The organism is Psychrobacillus sp. Z16_25 (assembly GCF_056856695.1).
Map to the genome: position 1 here is coordinate 107,973 of NZ_JBXEOV010000004.1, position 25,105 is coordinate 133,077.

The window sequence follows — 25,105 nt, forward strand, 5'->3', positions numbered from 1 at the left end:
AATTCATAATATTAACCGATTAAATTACGTTTTAAGCGCTCAAGCTTTGTGCTCAATGTGCTGTCGTAAATTCGGTTTCCGATTTGAACACGCATTCCACCGATTAGAGATGGATCTACGATGTTGTGTATACGTAAGGATTGTTTTCCTACATTTTTAGCAAATGAAGCCGATACGCTTGCGCGTTCTTCTTCTGTCAATGCACGAGTTGTATAAACTTTTGCATCTGCTACACCTTGTGCATCATTAGAAAGTTCCATAAACTCAGCGATGATATTTGAAACCTCATCCAATCTTTTTTTATCTAATAACACTAGAAGTGTATTGATTACCATTGGATGTGCCTTTACGAAAACTTCACGAATTAGAGCTTTTTTCTTGTCTAAAGAAAGCTTTGGGGATGTGAAAATATCTTTCAAATCCTTGCTACCATTCCAGACAATGTTTAGCTCACGTAAGTCGTTTTCCACTGCAGGCAATTCATTTTTTTGTTGAGCAAGCTCAAACAATGCGATGGCATAACGTTTTGCTACAGTTGAATTACTCACTTAACTTCGCCTGCCTTCGCAATCGTAGCATGAATTAAAGCACGATTATCTTCTTCCGATACTTCTTTCTCCAGAACTTTCGCTGCTGCAAGTACAGAAAGTGAAACGACTTCTTCTCGTACCGCTGCAATCGCTCTTTCTTTTTCTGTATCGATTTCACGAATAGCAGATTCTTTCAAACGCGCAGCTTCCGCACGAGCAGTAGAAATAATTTCTTCTCGAGATGCTTCGCCTTGCTTCTTTGCATTTTCTACAATCGCCAATGCTTCTGTACGTGCTTCTTTTAATAAGTCACGTTGTTCTTCAAGTAAACGCTGTGATTCTTGACGGCTAGTTTCTGCAGCCTCGATTTCACTTGCGATTAATTCTTCACGTTGAGTCATAATTCCCATAAGTGGACCCCATGCCACTTTTTTCAGAAGAATCATAAGTAGGGTGAAGAAGAATAATGTAGCTAGGATGTCCCATACGTTTAAACCATTATGTGAACTTCCAGCTTGAAGTACGAGGTATTCAAAAGACACGATTGTTTCACTCCTTTCAAACGCTAATAAGAGATCTTTCTTCTATAAAGGTAAACTTTGAAGTTTATTTTCTATTTCAAATAGGTATTCATAAAGAGAATGGCGGATAATAGTTTCCGCCATTATAGACTTTGCTTATTGATTATGAGTTTAATGTAATGAACGCGATAACTACTGCGATAATCGGCACGGCTTCAACTAACGCTACCCCGATGAACATTACTGTTTGAAGAGCTCCACGAGCTTCTGGTTGACGAGCGATACCTTCTACTGTTTTAGAAACGATAAGACCGTTCCCGATACCTGCACCAAGTGCACCTAAACCAACTGCGATAGCTGCTGCTAAAAGACCAATTGAACCTACCATTGTTTAATTTCCTCCTTGGAATGTTGTTTTATTTTTTTCTGCCTAGTTTCCTAAACAGTTATATTAATGGTCTGACGACACTTTATGTGACATATAAACCATTGTTAACATAACGAAAATGAACGCTTGGATTCCACCAACGAAGATGGAGAAACCTTGCCAAGCCATTGCTGGAATAATAGCTCCTACGAAGCCCATAATTCCTGATGTTGCTAATCCTGCAAGTAGTCCTAAAAGAACTTCCCCTGCATAGATGTTTCCGTAAAGACGTAAACCGAGTGTCAACGTATTTGCGAATTCTTCGATAATTTTTAACGGAAATAGAAATGGGAGTGGTTGGAAATAATCTTTACCATACCCCTTGAAGCCTTTCATCTGAATACCGTAGTAATGTGTTAAAACGATAATCATCACAGCGAGCGTCATGGTGACTGTTGGATCTGCTGTTGGTGATTTCCACCAAAGGTCTCCGTTATAAGTGATTGAAAACGGTAGTCCTAATAAGTTCGCTACTGCGATAAACATAAGTAATGTAATCCCAAGAACATGGAATCTTCCACCTGTTTTCCAATCGAAGTTACTTTTGATAATCCCTTTCACGAAGTCCATAATCCACTCCATGAAGTTTTGCATACCAGTCGGTTTAAGCTTTAGGTTTCTTGTTGCAAAAAATGCAATTAAGAAAACGATAAGAGATGTAACAAATAACATTAAGATATTTGACCAGTTACCTGTCATGCCCCAAAGCACAAATTCTGGATTTGTGTGTCCCACGATTCTTTCACCTCTCTTTCAAATACTCATGGCTGATTTCTTGCATGAAACATTAACCGTTCTACTAAGAGTAGAACATAGGGAATCATTAATCCAATTACCGTGCTAATCAGGTGGATTTTTTCTGGGAAGGTGATGGCTAGTGCCACCGCAGCTACCCCCGATGCAAAACGAAGGGATGTCCCTAGTTTAGCACGTCCTTTACCACTTTCTATCACACGATCGAATTTCTCCATTCTACGGACTAGGATCCAAAAATTATACAGACCAAATATAGAACCAATTGCTAATCCTGCAAAAACAGTAGGATAAGGGGTGAATGCCCAGCCTAACACACATGCCGAGAGCAAAAAATATATGTACTTTTTCTGCCTCGCAAAGATACGTTGCATTTCTAACATTGATCTTTAGTCTCCTGAATCATATTTTCGAATGGTAGTAATGAGTGCTAGTATACCAATCGCAAGACCGGCTAATAGACAAATTACTAAAAAAACTGGAGCAGTGCTATATGTACGGTCTATCCACATTCCTGCAAATATCCCTAACAATATAGAACCAACAAGCTGTGAGAGAATCGCCGAATATATTGCTATCCCTTGTAACGGACGTCTAAAATGACGCATAAAAGTGCCCTCACCTTTTTTCCTTAATAAGTAAAAACTGTGAGTCTAGTAGAAAGTTGATACATCAAGTGTTTCAAGCATGAAACCCCTATCATGATTATCCTTTGTAAGCATACAATAGGGGCTTTTTGATGTCAATTGTTACAAGTGAAAAACTTCACTCAAAGAACTTTTTTGACATTTTATCGACAAATTTAAATTTTCATTTCATTCGTTCATTAAATATTTTTTCAAAAACTCAACGATTCTTTCGGAAGCTTTACCATCTCCATAAGGATTGCTAGCTTTGGACATTTTTTCATAAGCTTCTTTATTAGAAAGCAATTCGTTCGCCAATTGGAAGATTGTCTCTTCTTCTACTCCAGCTAGTTTTAGCGTCCCAGCGTCAATTCCTTCAGGTCTCTCAGTTGTATCTCTTAATACGAGAACCGGCTTTCCTAGAGATGGTGCCTCTTCCTGCACTCCTCCTGAATCAGTTAGTATAATGTGGGAACGGGCTGCAAAGTTATGAAAGTCTAGCACTTCTAAAGGCTCAATGAGGTGAACTCTGTCGTTTTCTCCTAGGATATCATTTGCAATCTCTCTAACAGCCGGATTCATATGAACTGGATATACGACCTGTACGTCATCATGTAGTGCTAGCAAACGGTTAATCGCTCGGAACATATTACGCATTGGATCGCCGATATTTTCTCTACGGTGCGCAGTTAGAAGAATCATTCTGCTATCGGACAGTTTTTCTAAGATTGGATGTGAATAATCTTCTCTTACAGTAGTTTTCAATGCATCAATTGCTGTGTTTCCTGTCACAACGATAGTATCTGCTTTTTTGTTCTCTGCGAGAAGGTTTTGCTTCGATTTTTCCGTAGGAGCAAAATGAACATCTGCCATAACTCCTGTCAGCTGACGATTCATCTCCTCTGGGAATGGAGAGTATTTATTCCAAGTTCTTAAGCCTGCTTCTACATGACCAATTGCAATTTGGTTATAAAAAGCAGCTAAACTTGCAACAAAGGTTGTGGAGGTATCTCCATGAACGAGCACAATATCCGGCTTTGCTTCCTTCATCACAGCATCTAAGCCTTCTAGAGCACGAGTTGTAATTTCAACAAGTGTTTGACGGCTTTTCATCATATTTAAATCATAATCCGGAGTTATTTGAAACGTTTCCAGAACTTGATCAAGCATTTCACGGTGCTGGGCGGTCACCGTTACAATTGATTGAATCTCTGGATGCTTTTGTAGTTCTAGAACAAGTGGAGCCATTTTAATGGCTTCCGGTCTTGTCCCAAAAATGGTCATTACTTTCCATTTTGTCATGTAAACTGCTCCTTTTTATTTGGTTCCGAATAAACGGTCTCCTGCATCTCCTAAACCAGGAACGATATATCCGTGGTCGTTTAACTTTTCATCTAATGCTGCAATGTAGATATCCACGTCAGGATGAGCGTCTTGAAGTGCTTTTACTCCCTCTGGAGCAGCTATTAAACACATAAATTTGATGCTAGTAGCACCACGTTTTTTTAAGGAGTTTACTGCCTCGATTGCAGAGCCACCTGTCGCAAGCATCGGATCTACTAGGATAAAATCACGCTCTGCCACATCTGCTGGAAGCTTTACATAGTACTCAACAGGTAGCAATGTTTCTGGATCGCGGTAGAGTCCGATATGACCAACCTTTGCAGCTGGAATTAGCTTTAAGATTCCATCCACCATTCCAATACCTGCTCGAAGAATAGGCACGATCCCAAGCTTTTTACCAGCCAATACCTTTGAAGTAGTTCGTTGTACAGGCGTATCTACCTCTGTATCTTCTAATGGTAAATCACGTGTAATTTCGAACGCCATTAATGTCGCAACTTCATCCACTAGTTCACGAAATTCCTTTGTCCCAGTGTTGACGTCACGAATATATGTAAGTTTGTGTTGGATAAGTGGGTGGTCAAATACGTATACTTTTGTCATTTGGCATATCTCCTCTATTCATTTATTTTCAAATCCTATAAATTATAGCAAACAAACTACACTACATTCTAGTAATGTCATTAATTTCATTATTCCGCATATTGGATATCCGAAATTCTGAAAGTTCCCAACTAGGATGTTCTTTCTTGGCCTTAAGTATTCTTGTGGTGAAAGTAACACTTAGGTCGGGTAGCTGGGACAAAACAACAGCCCAGCATTTAATATTTTGATGAAGTCGTATGCTTTCTTTATTTTAATAACGTGAGATTCTTCACTGCGTCGGATGCTTTCCGCGGAGGCCAACAGGATGTTGGTCAGGAAAACGTTGTCACACGATGTGACGCTTTTAGTTTTCCTTCCGTCTCTCCCTCGCGCTTTCCCGCAGGAGTCACCGACGCTGTTCCGAACCATTGGTCCTAACTTCTAATAAATAAATCTTGATAAGAATCTTATAAAAAATATGCCACACATAAATACTTTCTTACTTTTTTATATAAGAATTCACTTCTGTCTCAGCACCATTTCGTGATAATCACATCATCATTTCAAGCATGAATATCTTAATAATTTCCTATGTGCAGCTTTCATTCAGCCTATTATAAAAAGGAGCCAGTTTCACCAGCTCCTTTTCGCCTAATTAATTATATAACGGAAATTTTTGTGTTAATGTTTGCACTCTTGATTTTGCTTCTTCTAATACGCTAGCATCCTCATGGTTTTTAAGAAGCTTCGCAATAATAGAAGCGATTTCTACCATTTCTTCTTCTTTAAAGCCACGTGAAGTAACAGCAGGCGTACCAATACGAACACCAGATGTGATGAACGGGCTAGATGTATCGAATGGGATGGTATTTTTATTTGCAGTAATGCCAGCCTCATCTAATACATGCTCTGCTACCTTACCAGTTAAGCCTAAAGCAGATACATCTAATAGCATTACATGGTTATCTGTACCACCTGATACAATACGAATGCCTTCTTTTGTTAGACTGTCTGCTAAAGTTTTTGCATTCGCTACTACTTGTGCTTGATATTCTTTAAACTCCGGTTGAAGAGCCTCGCCAAAAGCCACAGCCTTCGCCGCAATTACATGCATTAGTGGTCCGCCCTGAATACCCGGGAAGATTGTTTTATCAATTTTTTTAGCAAACTCTTCTGTTGTTAAGATCAGTCCTCCACGAGGTCCGCGAAGCGTTTTATGAGTCGTGGAAGTGACGAAATGAGCGTGCGGAACTGGGTTAGGATGAAGACCAGCAGCTACAAGACCTGCAATATGTGCCATATCAACGAATAAGTAAGCTCCTACTTCATCTGCAATCGCACGGAACTTTTCGAAATCAATAACGCGAGAGTATGCGCTAGCACCAGCAACGATCATTTTCGGCTTGTGCTCTAAAGCAATTGCACGAACTTCTTCATAATCTATCATTTCCGTCTCTTTATTTACACCATATTCAATAAAATTATATTGAATTCCACTAAAGTTAACAGGAGAACCATGCGTCAAATGTCCACCGTGAGAAAGGTTCATCCCCAGTATCGTATCGCCAGGCTGTAGAGCAGTCATGTAAACTGCCATGTTTGCTTGTGAACCAGAGTGTGGCTGAACATTCGCATGCTCTGCACCAAAGATTTCCTTCAAGCGATCACGTGCAATGTCTTCTACTACATCCACATGCTCACATCCACCATAGTAGCGTTTGCCAGGATATCCTTCTGCGTACTTGTTGGTTAATACAGAGCCCTGTGCTTCCATTACTGCTTCTGATACAAAGTTCTCAGATGCGATTAGCTCGATATTTGCTTGTTGACGCTTTTTCTCTGCCAGCATTGCTTCATAAACTGCTTGATCTTGCTTTTCAATCATTTTCACATTCAGTTCCCCCTCTAATATCATCCGTAAAATGCACGAGCTCCACCTATTAGCTTAGGTCTAGTGTTGGCAATCGTCACAATTGCTTCTCCCACCTGCTTTATAGATGTCCGAATAGGCACCACAACAGGCTGCAGCTGCATTCCTATCATTGTTTGCCCAATATCTATTCCTGCCCTTGCTTGTACCTGCTCCACAACCACCGGGTCATCAAGCTGAGTGTAAGCATAGGCTGACATTGACCCGCCTGCGCGAGCAATTGGGATCACAGCAACTTCCGGAAGTCGAAAGTATTGCTGAGCTTTCCTTTCTAATGTAACTGCCCGATTAATATGTTCACAGCCTTGAAAGGCCAAGTGAATTTTATGGCGGTCAGCAAATTCTTTTAAAGGTAGAAATAGAGCCTCTGCCACATCCATTCCCCCAGCAGTTCCTATCCTTTTCCCTATTACTTCAGAGGTAGAGCAGCCAATGATAAAAAGGTCTCCCTCTTGAAAATTAATTTGCTGCTCCACTTCCAGGAGAAGCTGTTCCATTTGCTGTTTCCACAAATTCGCTTCCATCTGAAATCCTCTTTTCTTTCTTACTTATTTTCTAAAGCTGTAATTTTTTCAATACGACGGGCATGGCGTCCACCTTCAAAGTCCTGAGCAAGCCAAGTTGCTACGATTTCTCTAGCTAATCCTGGTCCTATTACTCGCTCTCCCATCGCTAATACGTTCGAATCGTTGTGACATCTGGTTGCCTTTGCTGAAAATACATCATGTACTAATGCACAGCGGATACCTTTGACTTTATTGGCAGCAATGGACATACCAATTCCTGTACCGCAAATTAGAATACCTCGATCAAATTCTCCACTTGCGACTCCTTCTGTAACTGGAGTTGCATAGTCTGGATAATCAACAGAATCATCATTGTTAGGCCCAAAATCCTTATAGGACAGTCCAAGTTCTTCAAGCTGCTGAATAATTTCTTTACGAAGGTTGTTGCCCCCGTGGTCTGAAGAAATTGCTATTTTCAACTTGCTCCCTCTTTTCTGTTTAGTACTCGACATCATCATATCATTTTTTACAATAAAAAAATACAATCTTATTTACACTTAGTTACCAGGAAAAAAAGAACAGACTTTTGATTTTGAGAGGTATGCATGGTCTTAATTAATTTTTCACAATAAGCGTAAGCGGTAATAGAAATCATTAATACTGAAATAAAAATGAATGAGAACTCAAAGGTGCTTTCTTATTATTGAACCTCAAGGTTCTTCGCTGCGTCGGACGCTTTCCGTGGGGGCGTAGTAAGCCAGCACCCAGCGTCCAGCCAGAACGGAAATCAACCTCAAGTTATGGCGAAGAACCAAATACACAAAAAAAGGATATTCCCTCAAGAATGAAATCTATTTTGGCCTGCCCTCACTAACTGCTCTTCTACATGAACTTCCCGTCTTTTCTTCCAATAAAAAAGATACCGAGAGTCATCTCGATATCTTCACCATTTATTTTTCAGGAATAGAAGTGCGGTCAAATTGAGAAATTACTTTGAATAGTTCCTCCGATTGACGCTTCAAGTCTTCTGATAGCATGTCTATTTGTTCGATAGATCTTGCTTGTTCATCTGTTGCGCTTCTTACCTCTTCTGCTCCAGCAGATGTTTCTTCTGCTATCGCCGCAACCTCTTGCGATTGTTGAGCAGTCGATTCAATGTTCGTTAACTGTCTTTCTACTAATGAAGAAATTTCTACAACAGATTCTGCCATCTCATGAATCTGATTGGACATCCCTTCTACAGCAGCGTTTGTTTCAGATACTCGTTTCGCTTCGGATGCAGCAAAGCTTACTTGACTAGTCATTTGGTGGACCACCGTTTGGACATCCTGTTGAATCGCCAGTATGAGCCCTGAAATTCCCTGCACGGCCTTGGCACTTTCATCCGCTAGCTTTCTAACCTCTTCCGCTACTACAGCAAAGCCTTTCCCATGCTCTCCTGCTCGTGCAGCCTCAATGGATGCATTCAGTGCAAGTAAGTTTGTTTGTGCCGCAATATCTCCGACAAGCTGAATGATGCTTTCGACCTTCCCTGCATTCTCTTCCAACTGATGTATATTGCCTAATGCCGACTCATTGCCAGCAGCAATTTTTTGTATACCATTTACTAAGGATTGGATTACTTCCGTCGTTTGTGCCAGACCAGCAATCATGTCCTTTGATTGCACAGAGGACTTTTCTGCATGTTTGTTTACCTCTGAAGCTAGGATTCTTACATCCTCTACAGCTTCAGCCGTCTCTTGAACAGCAATCGCTGATTGTTCAGCTCCTTCTGATATCTGTGCGATAGTTGAAGCAATTGCTTCCGCCTGATCAGAGGCAACAGATGACTCTGCGGAGAGCCTTTGAACTGTATTATTTGTTTTATCGAAATTCTCTTCAATTCGTTGCACCATTTCTCGAAGATTTTCTAGCATAGATTGGAAGGCAACTGCAACAGAATGTATTTCATCTTTTGATTTAGGAACATCTACATCTATCCCTATTTTCCCCTCTGATGCAAGGTTTGCTACCTTCTCTAGGTTGAAAAGAGGTCTTATAATTAGGCCACTAAAAATATACGCCAGTAGACCAGACCAAAAGATTCCTAAACCATATGTAAGAATTTCAAATTGGACTGTTCCAAGTGGAAAGTTCGGCCAAGTTGACTGAATATATGGATGGACATAATTAATGAACAATGCACTTGTAGAATACGTTATAAGAGCTAAAATTGTAACAAATAGTACTATTTTCTTCTGAAGACCAAAAGTGTGCTTCTTCTTTCTTCCCTGCATTCTTACTCCCCCTGTAGCTTCTTCACCAGCTTATCCGTAAGTGTTTTCAGCTCCTCATAGGTTCTTTCGTAAATAAGCATATTCCCACCGTAAGGATCAGACACATCTTCTATATCGTCTGGCGTCACAAATTCTTTATACATATAGATCTTCGATATTGCTTCTGGGAATGAAAGAATAAGAGCGTGCTTATGAGAAGCTGTCATTGTTAGAATTAAATCTGCCCATTCCACCAAGGACTTTGTCACTGTTTTTGCTTTATGAGAAAAAGGGACTCCCGCTTTATCTAGTGCTAATTGGCTGTTCATTGACATATCAGCACCATCAGCACCATAGATACCTGCTGAGCGAACATCCATCCCTTCTATATTTCTTGCCTTTAGTATTGCTTCAGCCATAGGGCTTCTACAAGTATTTCCAGTACACACAAACAATATATTCATGTAAATCATTCCTCATTTCTAGTATATAATAATCAGCGGCTAATTGCTTGAAAATTGTTAAATTTGTTGTAAAGTAGCTAGTCCCATTAATAATAAAACCAAACCTGCAAGCTTTGTTATTACAAGTCTATTCATCACCACGTTGTTATAGATAAGCTTTTGAGCAATAACGACAGAGAGAAAGGATAGGATCCCCGAACAGGATATAAAGAGCACTTGGTTTATCTTTAGCATACCAAACGATATACTCACTGAAAAGGAATCTAGGCTAGCAACTACTGCAAGCAAATAAGGAGGCATCAGTGGTTTTACCGTAGCTGACTTACTTACTAGCATTTGAACTCCTAATAAGGACAATAGAACACCCGATAGGTAAGGACTGGCATGCTCTAAATAAGTTTGGACAAATACACCCGCATAATAACCAAGTAAGGGGAAAAGCATATGTAAAGATGCTACCCATGCAGCTAACGTCCACATTTGTTTTTTATAGGATATAAGAGAAAACAAGATGAGAACATCCACTGATAACAACAAACTAGCTAGTATTTCACGCCACAAAAAAATCTCCCCCATCTATTCGCATAATAAAATGTATGCAAAGTAATAGGAGAGAATACGCTTATCCTAGTTTTCTGTTTAATTCTTTCCTTAATTGGGGAACCAATTTCCATTTGCCGCCTTTTCAAGCCTGTTCATAATTGCTTTTCCTATTCCCTGCTCCGGAAAAACTGGAATTAACACAACATCCACATCCGTTTTGTCGCAGAATCTGAGAGCTTCGTATAACAGATGTGCTGCCTTTTCCATGTCGGTAGCCTCCCCTAGTGTAAAGTAGCTATCTGCCTCCTCGTTAGCATACTGCTCTACTGAAATGAGTGCTACTTTCTTTTCTTCCTTATGTATTCTCTTAATGGCATCGCTTATTTTTTCTTGTGATGCTTCAATTAAAAAGACGGGAGCTTCTGGTGCATAATGAGCATACTTCATGCCTGGAGCTTTTGGTGAAGCGGATGAATCAGATAGTTTCGCTTCATTTACAGTACCAACCACTTTTTCCAGCATTTCCTTTGTTACCCCACCCGGACGCAAAATAGTGGGAGTTTCTAATGTAAAGTCTACAACTGTTGACTCTAAACCTAAACCTGTAATGCCTCCATCCAGTATCAAGGGAATTTTTCCGTTTAAGTCATTGAGTACATGAGAGGCCTTCGTCGGGCTAGGCTTCCCGCTTTTATTAGCACTAGGCGCAGCCACTGGTTTCTTTAATAACTCTAAGAGCTGGAGAGCAACTGGATGATCTGGCATTCTCACTCCAACCGTTTGTAGCCCAGCTGTTACATTATTAGCCAACACTCCCTGCTTCAATGGCAATATAACTGTTAAAGGCCCTGGCCAAAAAGCATCCATACAAGCTTTTGCTAGTTCTGGAACATAGTCTATGAAGTCTTCTAGCGTTGTACGATCTGCAATATGCACGATTAACGGATTATCCTGAGGTCTTCCCTTTGCTTCAAAGATTTTTGTAACAGCTTCCTCGTTTGTAGCAATAGCACCCAGACCATAAACCGTCTCTGTTGGGAACGCAACTACTTCGCCATTTTTGAGGTAATCCACAGCTTGTTTATAACCATATTGACTTGTGGATAAGTTGTCCACAGAAATTAGTTTGGTCATTTTCAACTATTCTCTCCTTTCTCGCTCGTTTATCCACAAATTGTGTATAACTTGCAACTAATTGTGGAAAACTATGTGGAAAACTTTTTCTTCAACCATTCCCACACGAAGAATTTTGGTTTTTCTTCTTTTTTTTCTTCTTCTTTATAGCAGACCTTCGGAAATAAAGCACACCACCAATTATCTCCTCTTGCCTTTCCAATTGAAATGACGATAGAATCCACATTAGCTTGAGGAAGTATAGTTCCATTCCACTCCTTCGGTGGAAAAAGAGCATCTCCTCTAGAAACTGTTATTTGTTCATTGTATTTATTAGAAAGAGTAGAAACCGCAGCCTCTAGCTCCTGCATCGTTTTGTCTGCATTTTCATAATAGTTCAGGAGTATCGGAGCGATTTGCTCCTTTACTTCCATTTTCATTTGTTGATCATAAGCAGTATTACTATTCGCAATTAACCGTACGCGAGTTCCTTCTGCTTCATCAGTTCCTTGGAATAGTAGGAATAAAACCATTTGAATTACTAGTAGTGTCCAAACAAACAGTATGACAGCGTCTATTTTTTGACCAATTGAAGTTGCTCTTTTTATCTCGTAATCTGGTAACATGTAACATTCCTCCCTTAGGAACATTGTTACCAATAGATTCATAAGTTATTCAGCAATTGTACAAAAAACAAAACGATTTTTTCCGTTTATATCCTGCACTACTTCGACCACGCCTTGTGGAAATGCTTGCTCTAGTAGCTTTGCAACAGCCGGTCCCTGTTCATAGCCAATCTCAAAACCTATTAAACCAGGGGATTTCATCATCCCGGGTAGCCCTTCTGCCATTCTTCTATATAGCTGGAGCCCATCCTCCTCAGCAAAAAGTGCCAAGTGAGGCTCATAATCAATGACTGTATCCGCTAGGGTCGGTGCTTCTTCATGTGCTATATACGGAGGGTTGGATACAATAATATCCCATTTTTCTGATTGAAGTGGCTCTAGAAGATCTCCCTCTCGAAAGCTTATCTGGGCATTGTGAAGCTGTGCATTATTTCTAGCAACCTCCAAGGCAGCTGAAGAAATATCCGTAGCCGTTACCTCCATTTGTGGTATTTCTAGTTTCAGTGTCAAAGCAATTGCACCGCTACCCGTACCCACATCAGCGAGACAAATAGGCTTGTCTGAAAATAAAGCTGGAACTCGTTTTTTGATTTCCTCTATTAACTCTTCTGTTTCAGGACGAGGAATTAACACATGCTCATTCACTAAAAAATCTCTTCCATAAAAGGTTTCCTGACCAATAATGTATTGATAAGGTTTTCCTGTTATATGCTCTTCCACATAGCGCCAATACGTCTCAAAATCCTCTGTGGATATCTCGTCATACATAGATAGCATTAGCTGTGAATAATTTTTCCCAAGGACATGTTGCAATAAAAAACGGGCTACTCCTTTTTCACGATTATTTTCTTCTAAAAAAGAAGAAGCCCGGGTGAGGGCCTCATAAATTGTCTTAGACATTGGTATCGTTCATTCTTTCTAATTTATCTGCTTGGTCTGCGACAATCAAAGCATCGACTATCTCATCTAGTTTTCCCTCTAGAATTTGATCTAGCTTTTGAATTGTAAGACCAATACGATGGTCTGTTACACGGTTTTGTGGATAATTGTATGTACGGATACGCTCAGAGCGGTCCCCTGTACCAACTGCAGACTTACGTACTGCATCGTATTCGGCCTGTGCCTCTTGACGGAACTTGTCTGCCACACGAGCACGAAGAATTTTCATCGCTTTCTCGCGGTTCTTAATCTGTGACTTCTCGTCCTGCATTGAAACAGTGATCCCTGTCGGTAAATGCGTCATTCGAACAGCAGACATCGTCGTATTTACCGACTGTCCACCTGCTCCTGAGGATGCAAATGTATCTACACGAACATCCTTTTCATGGATTTCTACATCTACTTCTTCCGCCTCTGGAAGTACTGCCACTGTCGCTGTAGAAGTATGAATACGACCACCTGACTCCGTTTCTGGTACACGCTGCACGCGGTGTGCTCCATTTTCATATTTCATTTTCGAAAAGGCATTGGCACCATTGATCATGAAAATGATTTCCTTGTATCCACCTAAACCGGTTGGAGACGATTCCATCACATCCACTTTCCAATTTTGTGTTTCTGCAAAGCGGCTATACATACGGAAAAGGTTCCCCGCAAATAGTGCAGCCTCATCTCCACCGGCTGCCCCACGAATCTCCATAATAACGTTTTTATCATCATTTGGATCCTTCGGAATCAACAGCACACGTAAGCGCTCTTCTAGCTCCGTAATCTGGCCCTCTAAATCATTGACCTCTTCCTTCACCATTTCACGCATTTCCGCATCCAATTTTTCCTCAAGCATTTGCTTCGCATCTTGATATTGTTGCTTTACATCTTTATATTCGCGATAAGCATCTACCGTCGCCTGAAGGTCAGACTGCTCCTTTGAATACTGCCTAAGCTTCTTCGTATCATTTACTATATCTGGATCACTAAGTAATTCGTTTAACTTATCATAACGATCTTCCACCGATTGCAATCGATCAAACATCGACCTCACCTCGTTCTAATTAAATGTTTACTAGCTATTTATTATAAAGAAAAAGTAACAGGCATGCTACTTTTTATGGCACTGAACTTGAAAGAATTATTTTTGGAACTGGACAGAAAAGTAAATCGCCTCATTCGAAAGTCCGGCTGAATAAGAGTAAATCCTCCGAACGAGAGTAACCACCACTGGTCCTTCCGGTAGACATAGGCCATGCACTTCCACCACCTAACCGAGAGTAAATCCCGCTCGAACGAGAGTAACGGCCTCCGGTATTCCCAGCGGACATAGGCTATGCCTTCCCCCATCTTATAACCGAGAGTAAATCCTGGCTTTCCGAGAGTAAATCTCGGTCGAATGAGAGTAAACCTTCCGAATGAGAGTAAACCTTGTCTATCCGAGAGTAAACTTTCTCCTAACGAGAATAAACCTCGAATATCCGAGAGTAAATCCCACTCGAACGAGAGTAACGGCCTCCGATGTTACCAGCGGGCATCGGTCATGCACTTCCACCATCTAACCGAGAATAAATTCCGGCCATCCGAGAGTAAATCTCGGTCGAACGAGAGTAAACCTTCCGAATGAGAATAAACCTTGGCTCTCCGAGAGTAAACTTCCTATGAACGAGAATAAACCCCAGTTAACCGAGAGTAAACTTCCTCCGAACGAGAATAAATCCCGAATATCCGAGAGTAAATCCCGCTCGAACGAGAGTAACGGCCTCGGGTATTCCCAGCGGACATCGGCCATGAACTTCCACATCTAACCGAGAGTAACCGCGATTGCCACATAACTAGAAGACACAAGCCAAGCCTCCCAATTAAATTCCCAATCTACCTCTCCAAGTCTCCCCTAACTCTCTGTCCGAGATACTCTTCGTATCTATAAATAATTCGTCACTTTTAGTAATAAGTGAAATCCCAACCAAGCTATCACAATGGTGGATTGGCGTGACACTTACGGCAAACTGGATAGTAAGAATCATTCCCACCGATTTGGATTTGCTCGCCTGTATAGATTGGCTTGCCAGATTCGTCCACACGTAGGTTCATAATGGCCTTGCGCTGACAGAACCAGCAGATTGTTTTCATTTCTTCAATTTTGTCTGCATAGATCAGCATGTATTTGCTGCCTTCAAACATTTCGTTTTGGAAATCGTTTTTCAAGCCAAATCCCATAACTGGTATGTCTAGCTCGTCCACGATTTGAGTTAGCTGAAGAACGTGCTCCTTCTTCAGGAATTGCACTTCGTCTATTAGGACACAGTAAGGCTTTGGAGAATACTCCTTTACCATTTCGAATAAATTCGTATCGTCAAAGATAGCAATTGCTTTTCTTTTAAGGCCGATTCTACTCGATACATGACCAACCTCGTCACGGTCATCTATTCCAGGTGTGAAAATGAGGACAGGCTTGTTTTGTTCTTCGTAGTTATGTGCGACTTTCAGAATTTCAATGGATTTTCCGCTGTTCATAGCGCCGTGCTTGTAAAATAATTGAGCCATGGTATGGTATATCTCCTTCATCTATGTATTTGCATGAATTACTTCTAACAAAAATACCTGCAAAGCACCGGGTGCCTTACAGGTATTTTGCTTTTATTATTCTTTAATTCCGTATTTTTTGTTGAAGCGATCAACACGGCCATCCGCAGCTGCGAATTTTTGACGTCCAGTGTAGAATGGGTGACATTCGTTACAGAACTCGACTTTGATGTCTGATTTTACAGAACCAGTTGTGAAAGAGTTTCCACAAGAACAAGTTACTGTTGCTTCTTTGTAATCTGGATGAATTCCTGCTTTCATCATTATCTCTCCTCTCGCCCTGAACCATCCGGAACAGAGTTGGTTATGAAACTGATACCTTACACGATCCGTATTACTGTCAACCGTATATGTAGCAGAAATGTGTGAACTCACAATGAACATAATAACATGTCTTACTTATATATACAAGCGGTTGATTTTGAAAAAATTATAGGGATACTTTTCCGCTACGGTGCGCTTTCATCTCTTCTGCAAGCTGTTCAAAGAATCCTTCGTTCGTCTTCGTTTGACGTAATTTTCTTAGGAAACGTTCTGCAAAATCAGGAGAATCTGAGAAGGTTTTTCTAATCGCCCAAAGCTTATCTAGTTGATCTTTTGGAATCAATAACTCCTCTTTACGAGTACCAGAGCGTCTGATATCGATTGCTGGGAAAATACGACGTTCTGCTAGGCTTCTATCTAGATGAAGCTCTAAATTCCCTGTTCCTTTGAATTCCTCATAAATTACTTCATCCATACGTGACCCGGTATCAATTAAAGCAGTTGCTAGAATAGTTAAGCTTCCGCCCTCTTCAATATTTCGTGCTGCACCGAAGAAACGCTTCGGACGATGGAATGCAGCGGGGTCAATACCACCTGAAAGAGTTCTTCCGCTTGGAGGAATAACCAAGTTATAGGCACGTGCTAAACGTGTAATAGAATCCATTAAAATAATAACATCTCTTTTATGCTCTACTAGACGCATGGCTCTTTCTAGAACTAGCTCTGCCACCTTCACATGGTTTTCAGGTACTTCATCGAAAGTGGAGCTTACAACATCTGCCTTTACAGAACGTTCGATATCCGTTACCTCTTCAGGACGTTCGTCGATTAATAGAACAATTAGTTCTGCATTTGGGTGGTTCGTTGTAATAGCATTCGCAATCTCTTTAATTAATAACGTTTTCCCTGCTTTAGGGGGAGCTACTATTAAACCACGTTGCCCAAACCCAACTGGTGCAACCAAGTCCATGATTCTAGTAGAAAGTTTTTCAGGTGTCGTTTCAAGCTTTACATGACGATCCGGATATAAAGGTGTAAGACCTGGGAAATGTACACGTTCCTTTGCAATCTCTGGGTCCTCCCCGTTTACTAGCTCCACATGCAAAAGACCATAGTATCGCTCACTTTCCTTTGGTGGGCGTACCTTTCCTGTTACTTTATCTCCGTTTCTTAAATCGAATCTTCTAATTTGAGAAGCCGAGATGTAGATATCCTCTGAGCTTGGAGAGTAGTTAATCGGACGCAGGAAGCCAAATCCTTCCTGCTGGATAATTTCCAATACTCCCTCCATAAAGAAGAAGCCTTCTTGCTCAGCACGAGATTTTAAAATAGCAAATATTAGTTCCTTTTTTGATAACTTGCTATACGCAGGAATCTTATATTTTCTTGCTAGGGCATAAAGCTCTTTTAACGTCATGTTTTCCAATTCATTGATTGTTGTTTGTGTCATAAGCACGCACCACTCTTTTTATTTTTTTCTTTGCATTGTTTGGGTTAATTTAGATGAAGTAAATATTAGAGGATATCCGGCAGAGCTTAGTCTGCCGGAAATTCTTTGGAAAGTTCAAATTAAAGAACAAGATTTGGTTTTTTGTTTAAGCTATGGCGTCCTTCTACAAATCGAATTGTTCCTGATTTTGCACGCATAACAATAGAATGTGTAGAACTAAATGCTCCTTTGAATTGTACCCCACGTAAAAGCTCGCCATCCGTTACGCCTGTTGCAGCAAAAATAGCATCATCGCCTTTTACCAGGTCTTCCATTCTAAGAACTTTGTTTACGTCTAATCCCATTTTAATACATCTTTGAAGCTCTTCATCACTTTGTGGAAGCAGTCTCCCTTGAATTTCTCCACCTAGGCATTTTAAACCTACAGCAGAGATAACTCCTTCAGGTGCTCCTCCTGAACCAAAAAGAATGTCTACACCAGTTTCATCAAATGCAGTATTAATAGCCCCTGCCACATCTCCGTCTGTGATTAGCTTAATACGTGCTCCAGCAGCTCGAATCTCTTCGATGATTTTTTGATGTCTAGGTCTGCCTAAAATGGTAGCAACTACATCCTCTATATCCTTGTTTTTAGCACGTGCAACAGCTCGTAAGTTATCAATTACAGGTGCATTAATGTCTACTTGTCCGACTGATTCTGGACCAACCGCTAATTTATCCATATACATGTCTGGCGCGTGAAGAAGGTTTCCTCGGTCTGCCACCGCAAGAACTGCTAGTGCATTCCAGCCTCCAGAAGCAACGATATTCGTCCCTTCTAATGGGTCAACAGCGACATCTACTTGCGGTCCACCTGAACCATGTCCAAGCTTTTCTCCAATATAGAGCATCGGTGCTTCGTCCATCTCACCTTCCCCAATCACTACTACACCCTCCATTGGGATAGTATCAAATACGGTTCTCATTGCGCTTGTAGCAGCATCATCTGCTTCATTCTTTAATCCGCGTCCCATCCAGCGAGCAGATGCTATCGCTGCTGCTTCCGTTACACGGACTAATTCCATTGATAAACTACGTTCCATTTTCTTTGTGCCTCCCGATTTACGGTCTTGTTGCTTCCGCTCTGTTTTACTTTCTGTACCATTGTAGCACATTTGTCAAATATGAAAAGCAGGTATTTCCTGATAATAGGAGCCTATTCGCTCTCCAGCTCAATTTCCTTTATGGTGACTTTACGAACATCCGCACCTAGGCCTCTTAGCTTATCAATAAGGGAGCTATATCCACGCTCAATGTGGTAAATATCTTGTATTTCTGTCTCTCCATCTGCAATTAGCCCAGCTAATACCAAGGCAGCGCCTGCACGTAAATCACTTGCCCGTACATTGGCAGCCTCTAATTTAACAGGTCCTGTAATAATAGCAGTCCTTCCATCTACACGACCGATTGCATTCATTCTTCTTAGTTCATCGATTTGCTTGAAGCGAGCAGAATAAATAGAGTCAGTAATTACAGAAGTACCGGTAGCCTGTGTCATTAAAACAGAAAAGGGCTGTTGTAGGTCAGTTGGGAAGCCTGGATAAACAAGGGTCTTCACATCGACAGCTTGTAAATTGCTGGATTTAGGAATAAAGATTTTTTCTTCATGCTCCTCTACTTGAACCCCCATCTCTCGTAGCTTAGCTGTTAATGCTTCCACATGGAATGGGATGACATTATCGATAGTGACACCATCTCCCGTCAAGGCAGCCATAATCATAAATGTTCCAGCTTCTATACGGTCTGGTATAATTGTGTGCTTTGTTCCATGAAGTTCCGGAACACCATCAATTCTTATGACATTTGTACCTGCACCTTTAATTTTGGCACCCATATTGCTAAGAAGAGTAGCCACATCAATTATTTCCGGTTCTTTTGCCGCATTTTCAATGATTGTACGGCCCTTTGCCATTACCGCTGCAAGCATAATGTTAATGGTCGCCCCCACGCTAACTACGTCTAGATAGATCTTGGAGCCAACCAATTCATTTGCTCTTAAGTAAATTGCACCGTGCTCATTACTTACTTGAGCTCCAAGTGCCTCAAAACCTTTTATATGCTGGTCAATCGGTCTTGGTCCAAGATGGCAGCCGCCAGGTAAACCAATCGCCGCTTTTTTAAATTTGCCTAACAGCGCTCCCATCAAATAATAAGAGGCTCTTAGTTTTTTTATATTTCCATTTGGAAGGGGCATGTCTACAACCTCTGTAGGATCAATTACCATCGTACCGTCTTGAAAGGTAACCTTCGCTCCTACCTCTTCCAATATTTCTTTCAAGGTCCAAACGTCTGATATTTCCGGTAAGCCTTCAATTGTAACTGGAGAATTCGCCAGCAAGGAGGCAGGAATAAGCGCTACAGCACTATTTTTTGCCCCACTCACTTTTATCGTACCTTGGAGCGGTTTTCCTCCTCTGATTTTGTATACTTCCATATGTTTCTCCTTCATCTTGTTACTGGTTCTGACGATTTTTCCAATCTGCTAGAAACCCTTCAATTCCTTTATCAGTTAAAGGATGATTGAATAATTGTTTCAATACTTTGAAAGGAGTAGTAGAGATATGTGCACCATTGAGGGCTGCATCCGTAATATGCTGTGGATGTCTGATTGAAGCAGCAATGATTTCTGTATCAATATTGTGAATATCAAAGATCTGAGAGATTTTTGCAATTAATTCCATTCCATCATGTCCGATATCATCTAGTCTACCTAAAAACGGCGAAACATATGTTGCACCTGCACGAGCAGCAAGCAATGCTTGGTTCGCACTAAAGATAAGCGTAACATTTGTTTTGATTCCTTCCTTGCTAAACACGGAGCACGCCTTTAAGCCTTCCGGAGTCATTGGAAGCTTTACTGTAATATTTGGCGCAATCGCAGCAAGCTCTCTACCCTCTTTAATCATTCCTTCAGCGTCTAATGAAATAACCTCTGCACTTACAGAGCCATCTACTAATTCTGTAATTTCACGAAGTCTGTCGTGGAAAGAAATATTTTCTTTCGCCACTAATGATGGGTTTGTTGTAACTCCGGAGATGATTCCCCAAGAGTATGCTTCTTTAATTTCTTCAAAATTCGCTGTATCAATAAAAAATTTCATCTTCCTTATATCCTCCTCATGATGGAAAAACAGGAGAAGCGCCCATTGGACTCTTCTCCTTTGTTTCTATTTATATGGCAATTATGCTTTGTTAGAGCTTCCAAACTCACGCATTTTACCAATAACTGTTGTTTTAATTGCCTCGCGAGCTGGTATTAAATATTTACGTGGATCGTATTGTGTTTCATTTTCCGCTAAATATTGACGAATTGCTTTTGTTGCAGCAATTTGGTTTTCCGTGTTCACATTGATTTTGGCAGTACCTAGAGAAATGGCACGCTTAATATCATGAGTTGGGATCCCCGTACCTCCGTGAAGAACCAATGGTAAATCCGTCAGTTTGGAGATTTCCTCCATTTCCGCAAATCCAAGGTTTGGTTCCCCTTTATAAGGACCATGCACAGATCCAAGTGCAGGTGCTAAGCAATCAATCGCAGTGCGTTTCACTAATTCTGCACACTCCTGTGGATCAGCATAGATAACTCCATCAGCCACCACATCGTCTTCTTGACCACCTACTGTACCCAATTCTGCTTCTACTGAAACATTTTGAGCATGAGCATATTCTACCACTTTTGAAGTGATTTCTATATTTTCTTCAAAAGGATGGTGTGAAGCATCAATCATAACAGAGGTAAAACCAGCATCAATTGCTGCTTTACATTTTTCGTAGGATGAACCATGATCCAAATGAATCGCTACTGGAACAGTAATTTTATAGTCTTCCATAAGTCCTTTTACCATATGTACTACTGTAGTGAAGCCTCCCATATACTTGGCTGCTCCTTCTGAAACACCTAGAATTACTGGAGATTTTTCTTCCTCTGCAGCTTGGAGAATTGCTTGAGTAAATTCTAGATTATTAATATTGAATTGCCCAATCGCATAGCCTTCTTGCTTTCCTTTTTGTAGCATTTCTTTCATCGATACTAAAGCCATCCAAACGGACCTCCTTGATGTATAGTGTGTTATATAGTTGAAGTACAACAGCAAAGGAAATTCAGGAGATTCCCAGATAAAGCCGATGTTGGTTGCCTTCACTTTTCATACCCAATCATAACAAAAGCAAGCGATGTTTTCCACTGCCTGCTGATGTACTACTTATTTTAGTAAATTATTCACAGCGTCTCTTACTTCAAATATATCGAAGGGCTTTGTAAAATAGAGGGATGCTCCCAAATCCATCGCTTCTTGGATGAGATTTAGTTCTCCATACGCTGTCATCATCATAACCGGTAAGCTTGGATAGCTTTCTTTCAACCTTGTTAAAATTTGAATTCCATCCATTCCAGGTATTTTCATATCTAGTAATACGCCGTGCAGATTTTTCTTACTGGCTATTTCCAGTGCTTCACGCCCGCTTGACGCCAAGCTTACCTCATACCCCTCCTGCACAAATACCTCCTTAAGGAGCATCCGTATACCAACTTGATCGTCTACAATCAATAAATGCTTCAATGATTGACAACCCCTTTTTTCTATATTTCCCCTTATCAACCTTATTCGCTAATCATTTTACATTTCCTTCTAGCCAATAAGCTGTTTCATAGAAACAGGAACTTAATACTGTATAGTATACTTTTTTTAGGTATTTCGGGAATAAAATTCATCTTTCCTCCTCATAGAACCAACTACCTTGATGAGTATTTTAACAGAAAAGATGTATAATGATTTTTGAGGTGAAAAAAATGAAGATGTTCGTTACTCAATTAACTGGATTACTACAACGAATTGCTACTTCTGAGGAAGAAAACATAGAGGATACTGCAAGACTTTTAGCTCAAGCTCGTGCAGGGGAAGGAAATATCTACTTTGCTACCTTTGGTGAGATGGAAAGTGTACTTACCAATGCTATTCAAGCTGCTGAACCTTTCCCACGGTTAAAACGCTGGTCACCTGATGTGGAACTAGATCGATCTGATCGCGTGTGGATTATCACACGTTCCTCCAAAAACGAGGAGGCCCTCACATTAGCAAGAAAGCTCTACGATTCGTTCATCCCCTTTAGCGTGATGGCAAGCGAAGCACCTGGAGAGGAAAACCAGCTTTCTGAGCTGGCATACACCTATATATCCTTAAAAATCACAAAGGGTATACTCCCAGCCGAGGATGGCTCACGCGTAGTTCAACCACACAGCCTTGCCGCTATGTTTGTTTACGAAGCAGTGAAATGGAAACTAGACGAGATGTTTGGAACTGAAGAATAAATTCTTTAAAAGAATCCTTCCTATTATCTAATCAAAGGTTCAGTTAATGGAAAAGAATACAGTATATAGGAACACCAATAGAACAGCACTTACGATTTTATATTTTTGATGAAATCGTAAGTGCTTTCTTACTTTAAAAATGTGTGGTTCTTCACTGCGTCGGAGGCCAACAGGATGTTGGTCACAAAGGCATTGTCACACGATGTGACGTTTTTGCCTTTGTTCCTTTGTCACTCCGCTTTCGTCGCAAATAAATTTGCTATTCCCGCAGGAGTCACCGACGCTGTTCCGAACCACTAGCGTTAACTTCTAATAAATAAATCTTGATAAGAATCTTGGAAAAAGAATCTGTAACAAATCATAAAAAACTATTCTTTTTCATTTAAGAATTCACTCCTGTCCCTCTCTCACTTTGATGCATCGGTACTACAAGTGGCATAGGAATTTGTATCAACTCCCAAATTTAAGTATTCTTGTTACTTCTGGTGATAAAACACTTGCTAATTGGTTAGCTGAAGGAATAATTTAAGTTATCCAATTAAATTGCATTATAATTGCACCTTTGTTATTTTACAATCTGGTTCGATTGTTCAGTTAAACAACACTGTACAACTAAACTGACCTTCTTTACTCCTTCTTGAAGTAAAGCCCCCGTTAGTTGTATAAGAAAGAAAGGAAATTAATGTTGTTTAGCCAATAAGTTGACTAATTTACTACTTTCCCTTTGGCATTCAATATTTTAATTTCATAAGAGTCAATATTAGATACAGAATTTAGTTCCTTAGAATGAAGGATTTCATTCACTGCCTCTTCAATTTCCATTGCTAACTTATGTGCATCTTTATCTGAACCTTTTATTGAAGTTTGAATGCTAATTGATTTTTGATCCTCATTTTGATACTCAGTATTTAAATTTTCGTATACGTCGTAATCTTTAAGACCTTCCATTAAAGTCAATGCTATATCTGAAAGTTCTTTGTTAATTTTTTCAGTATCTACGGTAACGAAAGATAAATCCATTCTTTCTACAACAACTGTATAGTCCTTTAATGCGGAAGATTTAATTACATTTTTTGCAATGGACTCAATATCCTTTTTGACTGAATTAAAATATTCTTCATTCTCTTTAACTTGTATCTTGAATTCTATCTTTGAAGTCGTTTTTACACCAAATTCCAACTCATCATATTTCTCATGAATTTTTTCAGTTACCGTATTCAATGTAGAAAAATGTAGTTCTCGTTCTTTAGTAGATAAAGGTTCTGGTTCCTCCTTATTCGCAACAGCAGTATCAACTTCTGAAGGCTTATTTAACAGGCTAAATGATGCTATTCCCACTATAAGTATTCCAATAATAATCAATATCCTTTTTAACATATAATCCCTCCTGTTAAGAAGGTATGTCTTGTATCCCCTAAAAATGTCGCAATAACACAATTATCTCTTGTTGAATTAAACTGCCCCGTTTCTACAATAAGGACTTCATTACAAAGAGCTTTAAAAGTGTTTTATAAATTCGAAGATAACGTTATGATTTCAGACTCTTCACCATCTATTGATAATATTATCTGCGACGAAGAGGGAGTTTTAGTTTTCAATTCCAAAATATCTTCACCGTAATAGATGCCTTTTTTATCTAATTCTATATCATCTAAACCCCAAGTTGGGAAGTCATTACTTTCTACAAGTATTTTAAGTACACTTAGTTGTTCGGGTTTTTCCCCTTTATAGGTAATCTTTATACTCTGTATCTCTTTTCCCCAAGGATCATATTTAGTAATTAGTTCGCCGTTCCATTTTTCCCCTTCGCCTTTGAATGAAAGGCCACTATTATTTTGACAAGCCGCTAACATCAACATTAAACAGATAATTAAAACGCACTTAGAAATCTTTTTCAATGTAAGCTCCCCCTTTATGGTAATTAATAAACATTATACCAGATATTACTTATTCCACTATCCTGCCCCGTTTCTATAATAAGGAATTCAACAAAAAGAGCGTTAATCTCTTCTTGGATCAATGCACCCGTTAGTTGAGAAAGGTACTTACTGTATAACTTTAATTATCATAGTTAGAAACATAATAACCAATAAAACTATATGTATCCATACCATAGATTTTACGATTAATCCCGCCCAGACTTTTTTTCGTAAACCACAGTGAAGGACAATAGAAAAAAATAAGAGACTGACTATTCCACGAAGGATACTACCATCTACAAAGAATAAAACTACATTTATTAATACGGATATAATAAATAAAATGACATATACCTTATATATCTTTTCTTTTCTTTGTACCTCGTTTT

The 25,105-nt window shown here is 39.9% G+C and carries 29 protein-coding genes; 1 reads left to right on the forward strand and 28 read right to left on the reverse strand.

All coding sequences use genetic code 11. The features are described from left to right. Positions 1-11: 11 nt before the first annotated feature. From AC1VU3_RS06330 to AC1VU3_RS06455, 26 genes are all read right to left on the reverse strand, one after another. Positions 12-548, reverse strand: a complete 537-nt coding sequence (locus AC1VU3_RS06330; protein ID WP_482983099.1) for a F0F1 ATP synthase subunit delta — start codon at positions 546-548, stop codon at positions 12-14. Further along, complete coding sequence (gene atpF, locus AC1VU3_RS06335; protein ID WP_480389778.1) at positions 545-1,072, reverse strand: F0F1 ATP synthase subunit B; 528 nt, start codon at positions 1,070-1,072, stop codon at positions 545-547. Before atpF ends, AC1VU3_RS06330 begins: the two co-directional genes overlap by 4 nt. 142 nt (positions 1,073-1,214) lie before the next feature. Further along, entirely contained in the window at positions 1,215-1,439 is a 225-nt protein-coding gene (gene atpE, locus AC1VU3_RS06340) for a F0F1 ATP synthase subunit C (protein WP_480389777.1), read from the reverse strand. Between the two features lie 63 nt (positions 1,440-1,502). Further along, positions 1,503-2,213, reverse strand: coding sequence for a F0F1 ATP synthase subunit A (atpB, locus tag AC1VU3_RS06345; RefSeq protein ID WP_480389776.1), 711 nt, complete (start codon positions 2,211-2,213; stop codon positions 1,503-1,505). A 26-nt stretch (positions 2,214-2,239) separates the two neighbouring features. Further along, complete coding sequence (locus AC1VU3_RS06350) at positions 2,240-2,614, reverse strand: ATP synthase subunit I (protein WP_480389775.1); 375 nt, start codon at positions 2,612-2,614, stop codon at positions 2,240-2,242. A gap of 6 nt (positions 2,615-2,620) precedes the next feature. Beyond that, entirely contained in the window at positions 2,621-2,839 is a 219-nt protein-coding gene (locus AC1VU3_RS06355) for an AtpZ/AtpI family protein (protein WP_480389774.1), read from the reverse strand. A gap of 207 nt (positions 2,840-3,046) precedes the next feature. Beyond that, positions 3,047-4,159: a non-hydrolyzing UDP-N-acetylglucosamine 2-epimerase gene (gene wecB / locus AC1VU3_RS06360; RefSeq protein ID WP_480389773.1), complete on the reverse strand. Its 1,113-nt coding sequence runs from the start codon at positions 4,157-4,159 to the stop codon at positions 3,047-3,049. 15 nt (positions 4,160-4,174) lie between these two features. After that, on the reverse strand, positions 4,175-4,804 hold the full coding sequence (gene upp / locus AC1VU3_RS06365; protein WP_480389772.1) for a uracil phosphoribosyltransferase: 630 nt from the start codon (positions 4,802-4,804) through the stop codon (positions 4,175-4,177). A 637-nt stretch (positions 4,805-5,441) separates the two neighbouring features. Next, a complete protein-coding gene (gene glyA, locus AC1VU3_RS06370; RefSeq protein ID WP_480389865.1) occupies positions 5,442-6,671 on the reverse strand; it encodes a serine hydroxymethyltransferase in 1,230 nt (409 codons plus the stop codon). A 26-nt stretch (positions 6,672-6,697) separates the two neighbouring features. Then, positions 6,698-7,240 carry a TIGR01440 family protein gene (locus AC1VU3_RS06375; protein WP_482983100.1) on the reverse strand — a complete coding sequence of 181 codons (543 nt, stop codon included), beginning with the start codon at positions 7,238-7,240 and terminating at the stop codon, positions 6,698-6,700. A 20-nt stretch (positions 7,241-7,260) separates the two neighbouring features. After that, positions 7,261-7,701, reverse strand: a complete 441-nt coding sequence (rpiB, locus tag AC1VU3_RS06380; RefSeq protein WP_480389770.1) for a ribose 5-phosphate isomerase B — start codon at positions 7,699-7,701, stop codon at positions 7,261-7,263. Positions 7,702-8,172: 471 nt separating this feature from the next. After that, positions 8,173-9,498, reverse strand: a complete 1,326-nt coding sequence (locus AC1VU3_RS06385) for a methyl-accepting chemotaxis protein (RefSeq protein WP_482983101.1) — start codon at positions 9,496-9,498, stop codon at positions 8,173-8,175. 2 nt (positions 9,499-9,500) lie between these two features. Further along, positions 9,501-9,941 (reverse strand): low molecular weight protein arginine phosphatase, encoded by a 441-nt coding sequence (locus AC1VU3_RS06390; protein ID WP_482983102.1) that lies wholly within the window; start codon positions 9,939-9,941, stop codon positions 9,501-9,503. Positions 9,942-9,998: 57 nt separating this feature from the next. Then, positions 9,999-10,502 carry a manganese efflux pump gene (locus tag AC1VU3_RS06395; protein ID WP_480389767.1) on the reverse strand — a complete coding sequence of 168 codons (504 nt, stop codon included), beginning with the start codon at positions 10,500-10,502 and terminating at the stop codon, positions 9,999-10,001. Between the two features lie 90 nt (positions 10,503-10,592). Then, entirely contained in the window at positions 10,593-11,618 is a 1,026-nt protein-coding gene (locus AC1VU3_RS06400) for an L-threonylcarbamoyladenylate synthase (RefSeq protein WP_482983103.1), read from the reverse strand. 71 nt (positions 11,619-11,689) lie between these two features. After that, complete coding sequence (locus tag AC1VU3_RS06405) at positions 11,690-12,223, reverse strand: stage II sporulation protein R (RefSeq protein ID WP_482983104.1); 534 nt, start codon at positions 12,221-12,223, stop codon at positions 11,690-11,692. A 45-nt stretch (positions 12,224-12,268) separates the two neighbouring features. Continuing rightward, positions 12,269-13,123 carry a peptide chain release factor N(5)-glutamine methyltransferase gene (gene prmC, locus AC1VU3_RS06410; RefSeq protein ID WP_482983105.1) on the reverse strand — a complete coding sequence of 285 codons (855 nt, stop codon included), beginning with the start codon at positions 13,121-13,123 and terminating at the stop codon, positions 12,269-12,271. After that, on the reverse strand, positions 13,116-14,195 hold the full coding sequence (prfA, locus tag AC1VU3_RS06415) for a peptide chain release factor 1 (protein WP_480389764.1): 1,080 nt from the start codon (positions 14,193-14,195) through the stop codon (positions 13,116-13,118). The genes prmC and prfA overlap by 8 nt, the downstream gene beginning before the upstream one ends. Positions 14,196-15,124: 929 nt before the next feature. After that, entirely contained in the window at positions 15,125-15,697 is a 573-nt protein-coding gene (locus AC1VU3_RS06420) for a thymidine kinase (protein WP_480389763.1), read from the reverse strand. A gap of 96 nt (positions 15,698-15,793) precedes the next feature. Continuing rightward, entirely contained in the window at positions 15,794-15,997 is a 204-nt protein-coding gene (gene rpmE, locus AC1VU3_RS06425; protein ID WP_480389762.1) for a 50S ribosomal protein L31, read from the reverse strand. A gap of 169 nt (positions 15,998-16,166) precedes the next feature. Beyond that, a complete protein-coding gene (rho, locus tag AC1VU3_RS06430) occupies positions 16,167-17,450 on the reverse strand; it encodes a transcription termination factor Rho (RefSeq protein ID WP_480389761.1) in 1,284 nt (427 codons plus the stop codon). A 119-nt stretch (positions 17,451-17,569) separates the two neighbouring features. Further along, positions 17,570-18,532: a class II fructose-bisphosphatase gene (gene glpX, locus AC1VU3_RS06435; RefSeq protein ID WP_480389760.1), complete on the reverse strand. Its 963-nt coding sequence runs from the start codon at positions 18,530-18,532 to the stop codon at positions 17,570-17,572. Between the two features lie 113 nt (positions 18,533-18,645). Beyond that, positions 18,646-19,923: a UDP-N-acetylglucosamine 1-carboxyvinyltransferase gene (locus AC1VU3_RS06440; protein ID WP_482983106.1), complete on the reverse strand. Its 1,278-nt coding sequence runs from the start codon at positions 19,921-19,923 to the stop codon at positions 18,646-18,648. Between the two features lie 19 nt (positions 19,924-19,942). Continuing rightward, positions 19,943-20,590, reverse strand: coding sequence for a fructose-6-phosphate aldolase (gene fsa, locus AC1VU3_RS06445; protein WP_480389758.1), 648 nt, complete (start codon positions 20,588-20,590; stop codon positions 19,943-19,945). 81 nt (positions 20,591-20,671) lie between these two features. Next, on the reverse strand, positions 20,672-21,529 hold the full coding sequence (locus AC1VU3_RS06450) for a class II fructose-bisphosphate aldolase (protein ID WP_480389757.1): 858 nt from the start codon (positions 21,527-21,529) through the stop codon (positions 20,672-20,674). A gap of 162 nt (positions 21,530-21,691) precedes the next feature. Beyond that, positions 21,692-22,048: a response regulator gene (locus tag AC1VU3_RS06455; protein WP_480389756.1), complete on the reverse strand. Its 357-nt coding sequence runs from the start codon at positions 22,046-22,048 to the stop codon at positions 21,692-21,694. A 230-nt stretch (positions 22,049-22,278) separates the two neighbouring features. On the opposite strand from AC1VU3_RS06455, the gene AC1VU3_RS06460 reads away from it, so the two are divergent. Beyond that, complete coding sequence (locus AC1VU3_RS06460; RefSeq protein ID WP_482983107.1) at positions 22,279-22,797, forward strand: DUF2529 family protein; 519 nt, start codon at positions 22,279-22,281, stop codon at positions 22,795-22,797. A gap of 705 nt (positions 22,798-23,502) precedes the next feature. On the opposite strand, the gene AC1VU3_RS06465 is transcribed toward AC1VU3_RS06460, so the two are convergent. Both AC1VU3_RS06465 and AC1VU3_RS06470 read right to left on the reverse strand, forming a co-directional pair. After that, the gene (locus tag AC1VU3_RS06465) at positions 23,503-24,174 is read right to left on the reverse strand and encodes a hypothetical protein (protein ID WP_482983108.1); all 672 of its coding nucleotides are present in this window, start codon (positions 24,172-24,174) and stop codon (positions 23,503-23,505) included. 131 nt (positions 24,175-24,305) lie between these two features. Continuing rightward, positions 24,306-24,695 carry a hypothetical protein gene (locus tag AC1VU3_RS06470; protein WP_482983109.1) on the reverse strand — a complete coding sequence of 130 codons (390 nt, stop codon included), beginning with the start codon at positions 24,693-24,695 and terminating at the stop codon, positions 24,306-24,308. Positions 24,696-25,105: the final 410 nt, after the last annotated feature.

Coding starts and splice junctions, on each gene's coding strand:
- atpE (WP_480389777.1), bottom strand. CDS start 1,439: ATGGTAGGTTCAATTGGTCTTTTAGCAGCAGCTATCGCAGTTGGTTTA.
- AC1VU3_RS06350 (WP_480389775.1), bottom strand. CDS start 2,614: ATGTTAGAAATGCAACGTATCTTTGCGAGGCAGAAAAAGTACATATAT.
- AC1VU3_RS06355 (WP_480389774.1), bottom strand. CDS start 2,839: ATGCGTCATTTTAGACGTCCGTTACAAGGGATAGCAATATATTCGGCG.
- wecB (WP_480389773.1), bottom strand. CDS start 4,159: ATGACAAAATGGAAAGTAATGACCATTTTTGGGACAAGACCGGAAGCC.
- upp (WP_480389772.1), bottom strand. CDS start 4,804: ATGACAAAAGTATACGTATTTGACCACCCACTTATCCAACACAAACTT.
- glyA (WP_480389865.1), bottom strand. CDS start 6,671: ATGATTGAAAAGCAAGATCAAGCAGTTTATGAAGCAATGCTGGCAGAG.
- AC1VU3_RS06375 (WP_482983100.1), bottom strand. CDS start 7,240: ATGGAAGCGAATTTGTGGAAACAGCAAATGGAACAGCTTCTCCTGGAA.
- AC1VU3_RS06385 (WP_482983101.1), bottom strand. CDS start 9,498: ATGCAGGGAAGAAAGAAGAAGCACACTTTTGGTCTTCAGAAGAAAATA.
- AC1VU3_RS06390 (WP_482983102.1), bottom strand. CDS start 9,941: ATGAATATATTGTTTGTGTGTACTGGAAATACTTGTAGAAGCCCTATG.
- AC1VU3_RS06400 (WP_482983103.1), bottom strand. CDS start 11,618: ATGACCAAACTAATTTCTGTGGACAACTTATCCACAAGTCAATATGGT.
- AC1VU3_RS06405 (WP_482983104.1), bottom strand. CDS start 12,223: ATGTTACCAGATTACGAGATAAAAAGAGCAACTTCAATTGGTCAAAAA.
- prmC (WP_482983105.1), bottom strand. CDS start 13,123: ATGTCTAAGACAATTTATGAGGCCCTCACCCGGGCTTCTTCTTTTTTA.
- prfA (WP_480389764.1), bottom strand. CDS start 14,195: ATGTTTGATCGATTGCAATCGGTGGAAGATCGTTATGATAAGTTAAAC.
- AC1VU3_RS06420 (WP_480389763.1), bottom strand. CDS start 15,697: ATGGCTCAATTATTTTACAAGCACGGCGCTATGAACAGCGGAAAATCC.
- rpmE (WP_480389762.1), bottom strand. CDS start 15,997: ATGAAAGCAGGAATTCATCCAGATTACAAAGAAGCAACAGTAACTTGT.
- rho (WP_480389761.1), bottom strand. CDS start 17,450: ATGACACAAACAACAATCAATGAATTGGAAAACATGACGTTAAAAGAG.
- glpX (WP_480389760.1), bottom strand. CDS start 18,532: ATGGAACGTAGTTTATCAATGGAATTAGTCCGTGTAACGGAAGCAGCA.
- AC1VU3_RS06440 (WP_482983106.1), bottom strand. CDS start 19,923: ATGGAAGTATACAAAATCAGAGGAGGAAAACCGCTCCAAGGTACGATA.
- fsa (WP_480389758.1), bottom strand. CDS start 20,590: ATGAAATTTTTTATTGATACAGCGAATTTTGAAGAAATTAAAGAAGCA.
- AC1VU3_RS06450 (WP_480389757.1), bottom strand. CDS start 21,529: ATGGCTTTAGTATCGATGAAAGAAATGCTACAAAAAGGAAAGCAAGAA.
- AC1VU3_RS06460 (WP_482983107.1), top strand. CDS start 22,279: ATGAAGATGTTCGTTACTCAATTAACTGGATTACTACAACGAATTGCT.
- AC1VU3_RS06465 (WP_482983108.1), bottom strand. CDS start 24,174: ATGTTAAAAAGGATATTGATTATTATTGGAATACTTATAGTGGGAATA.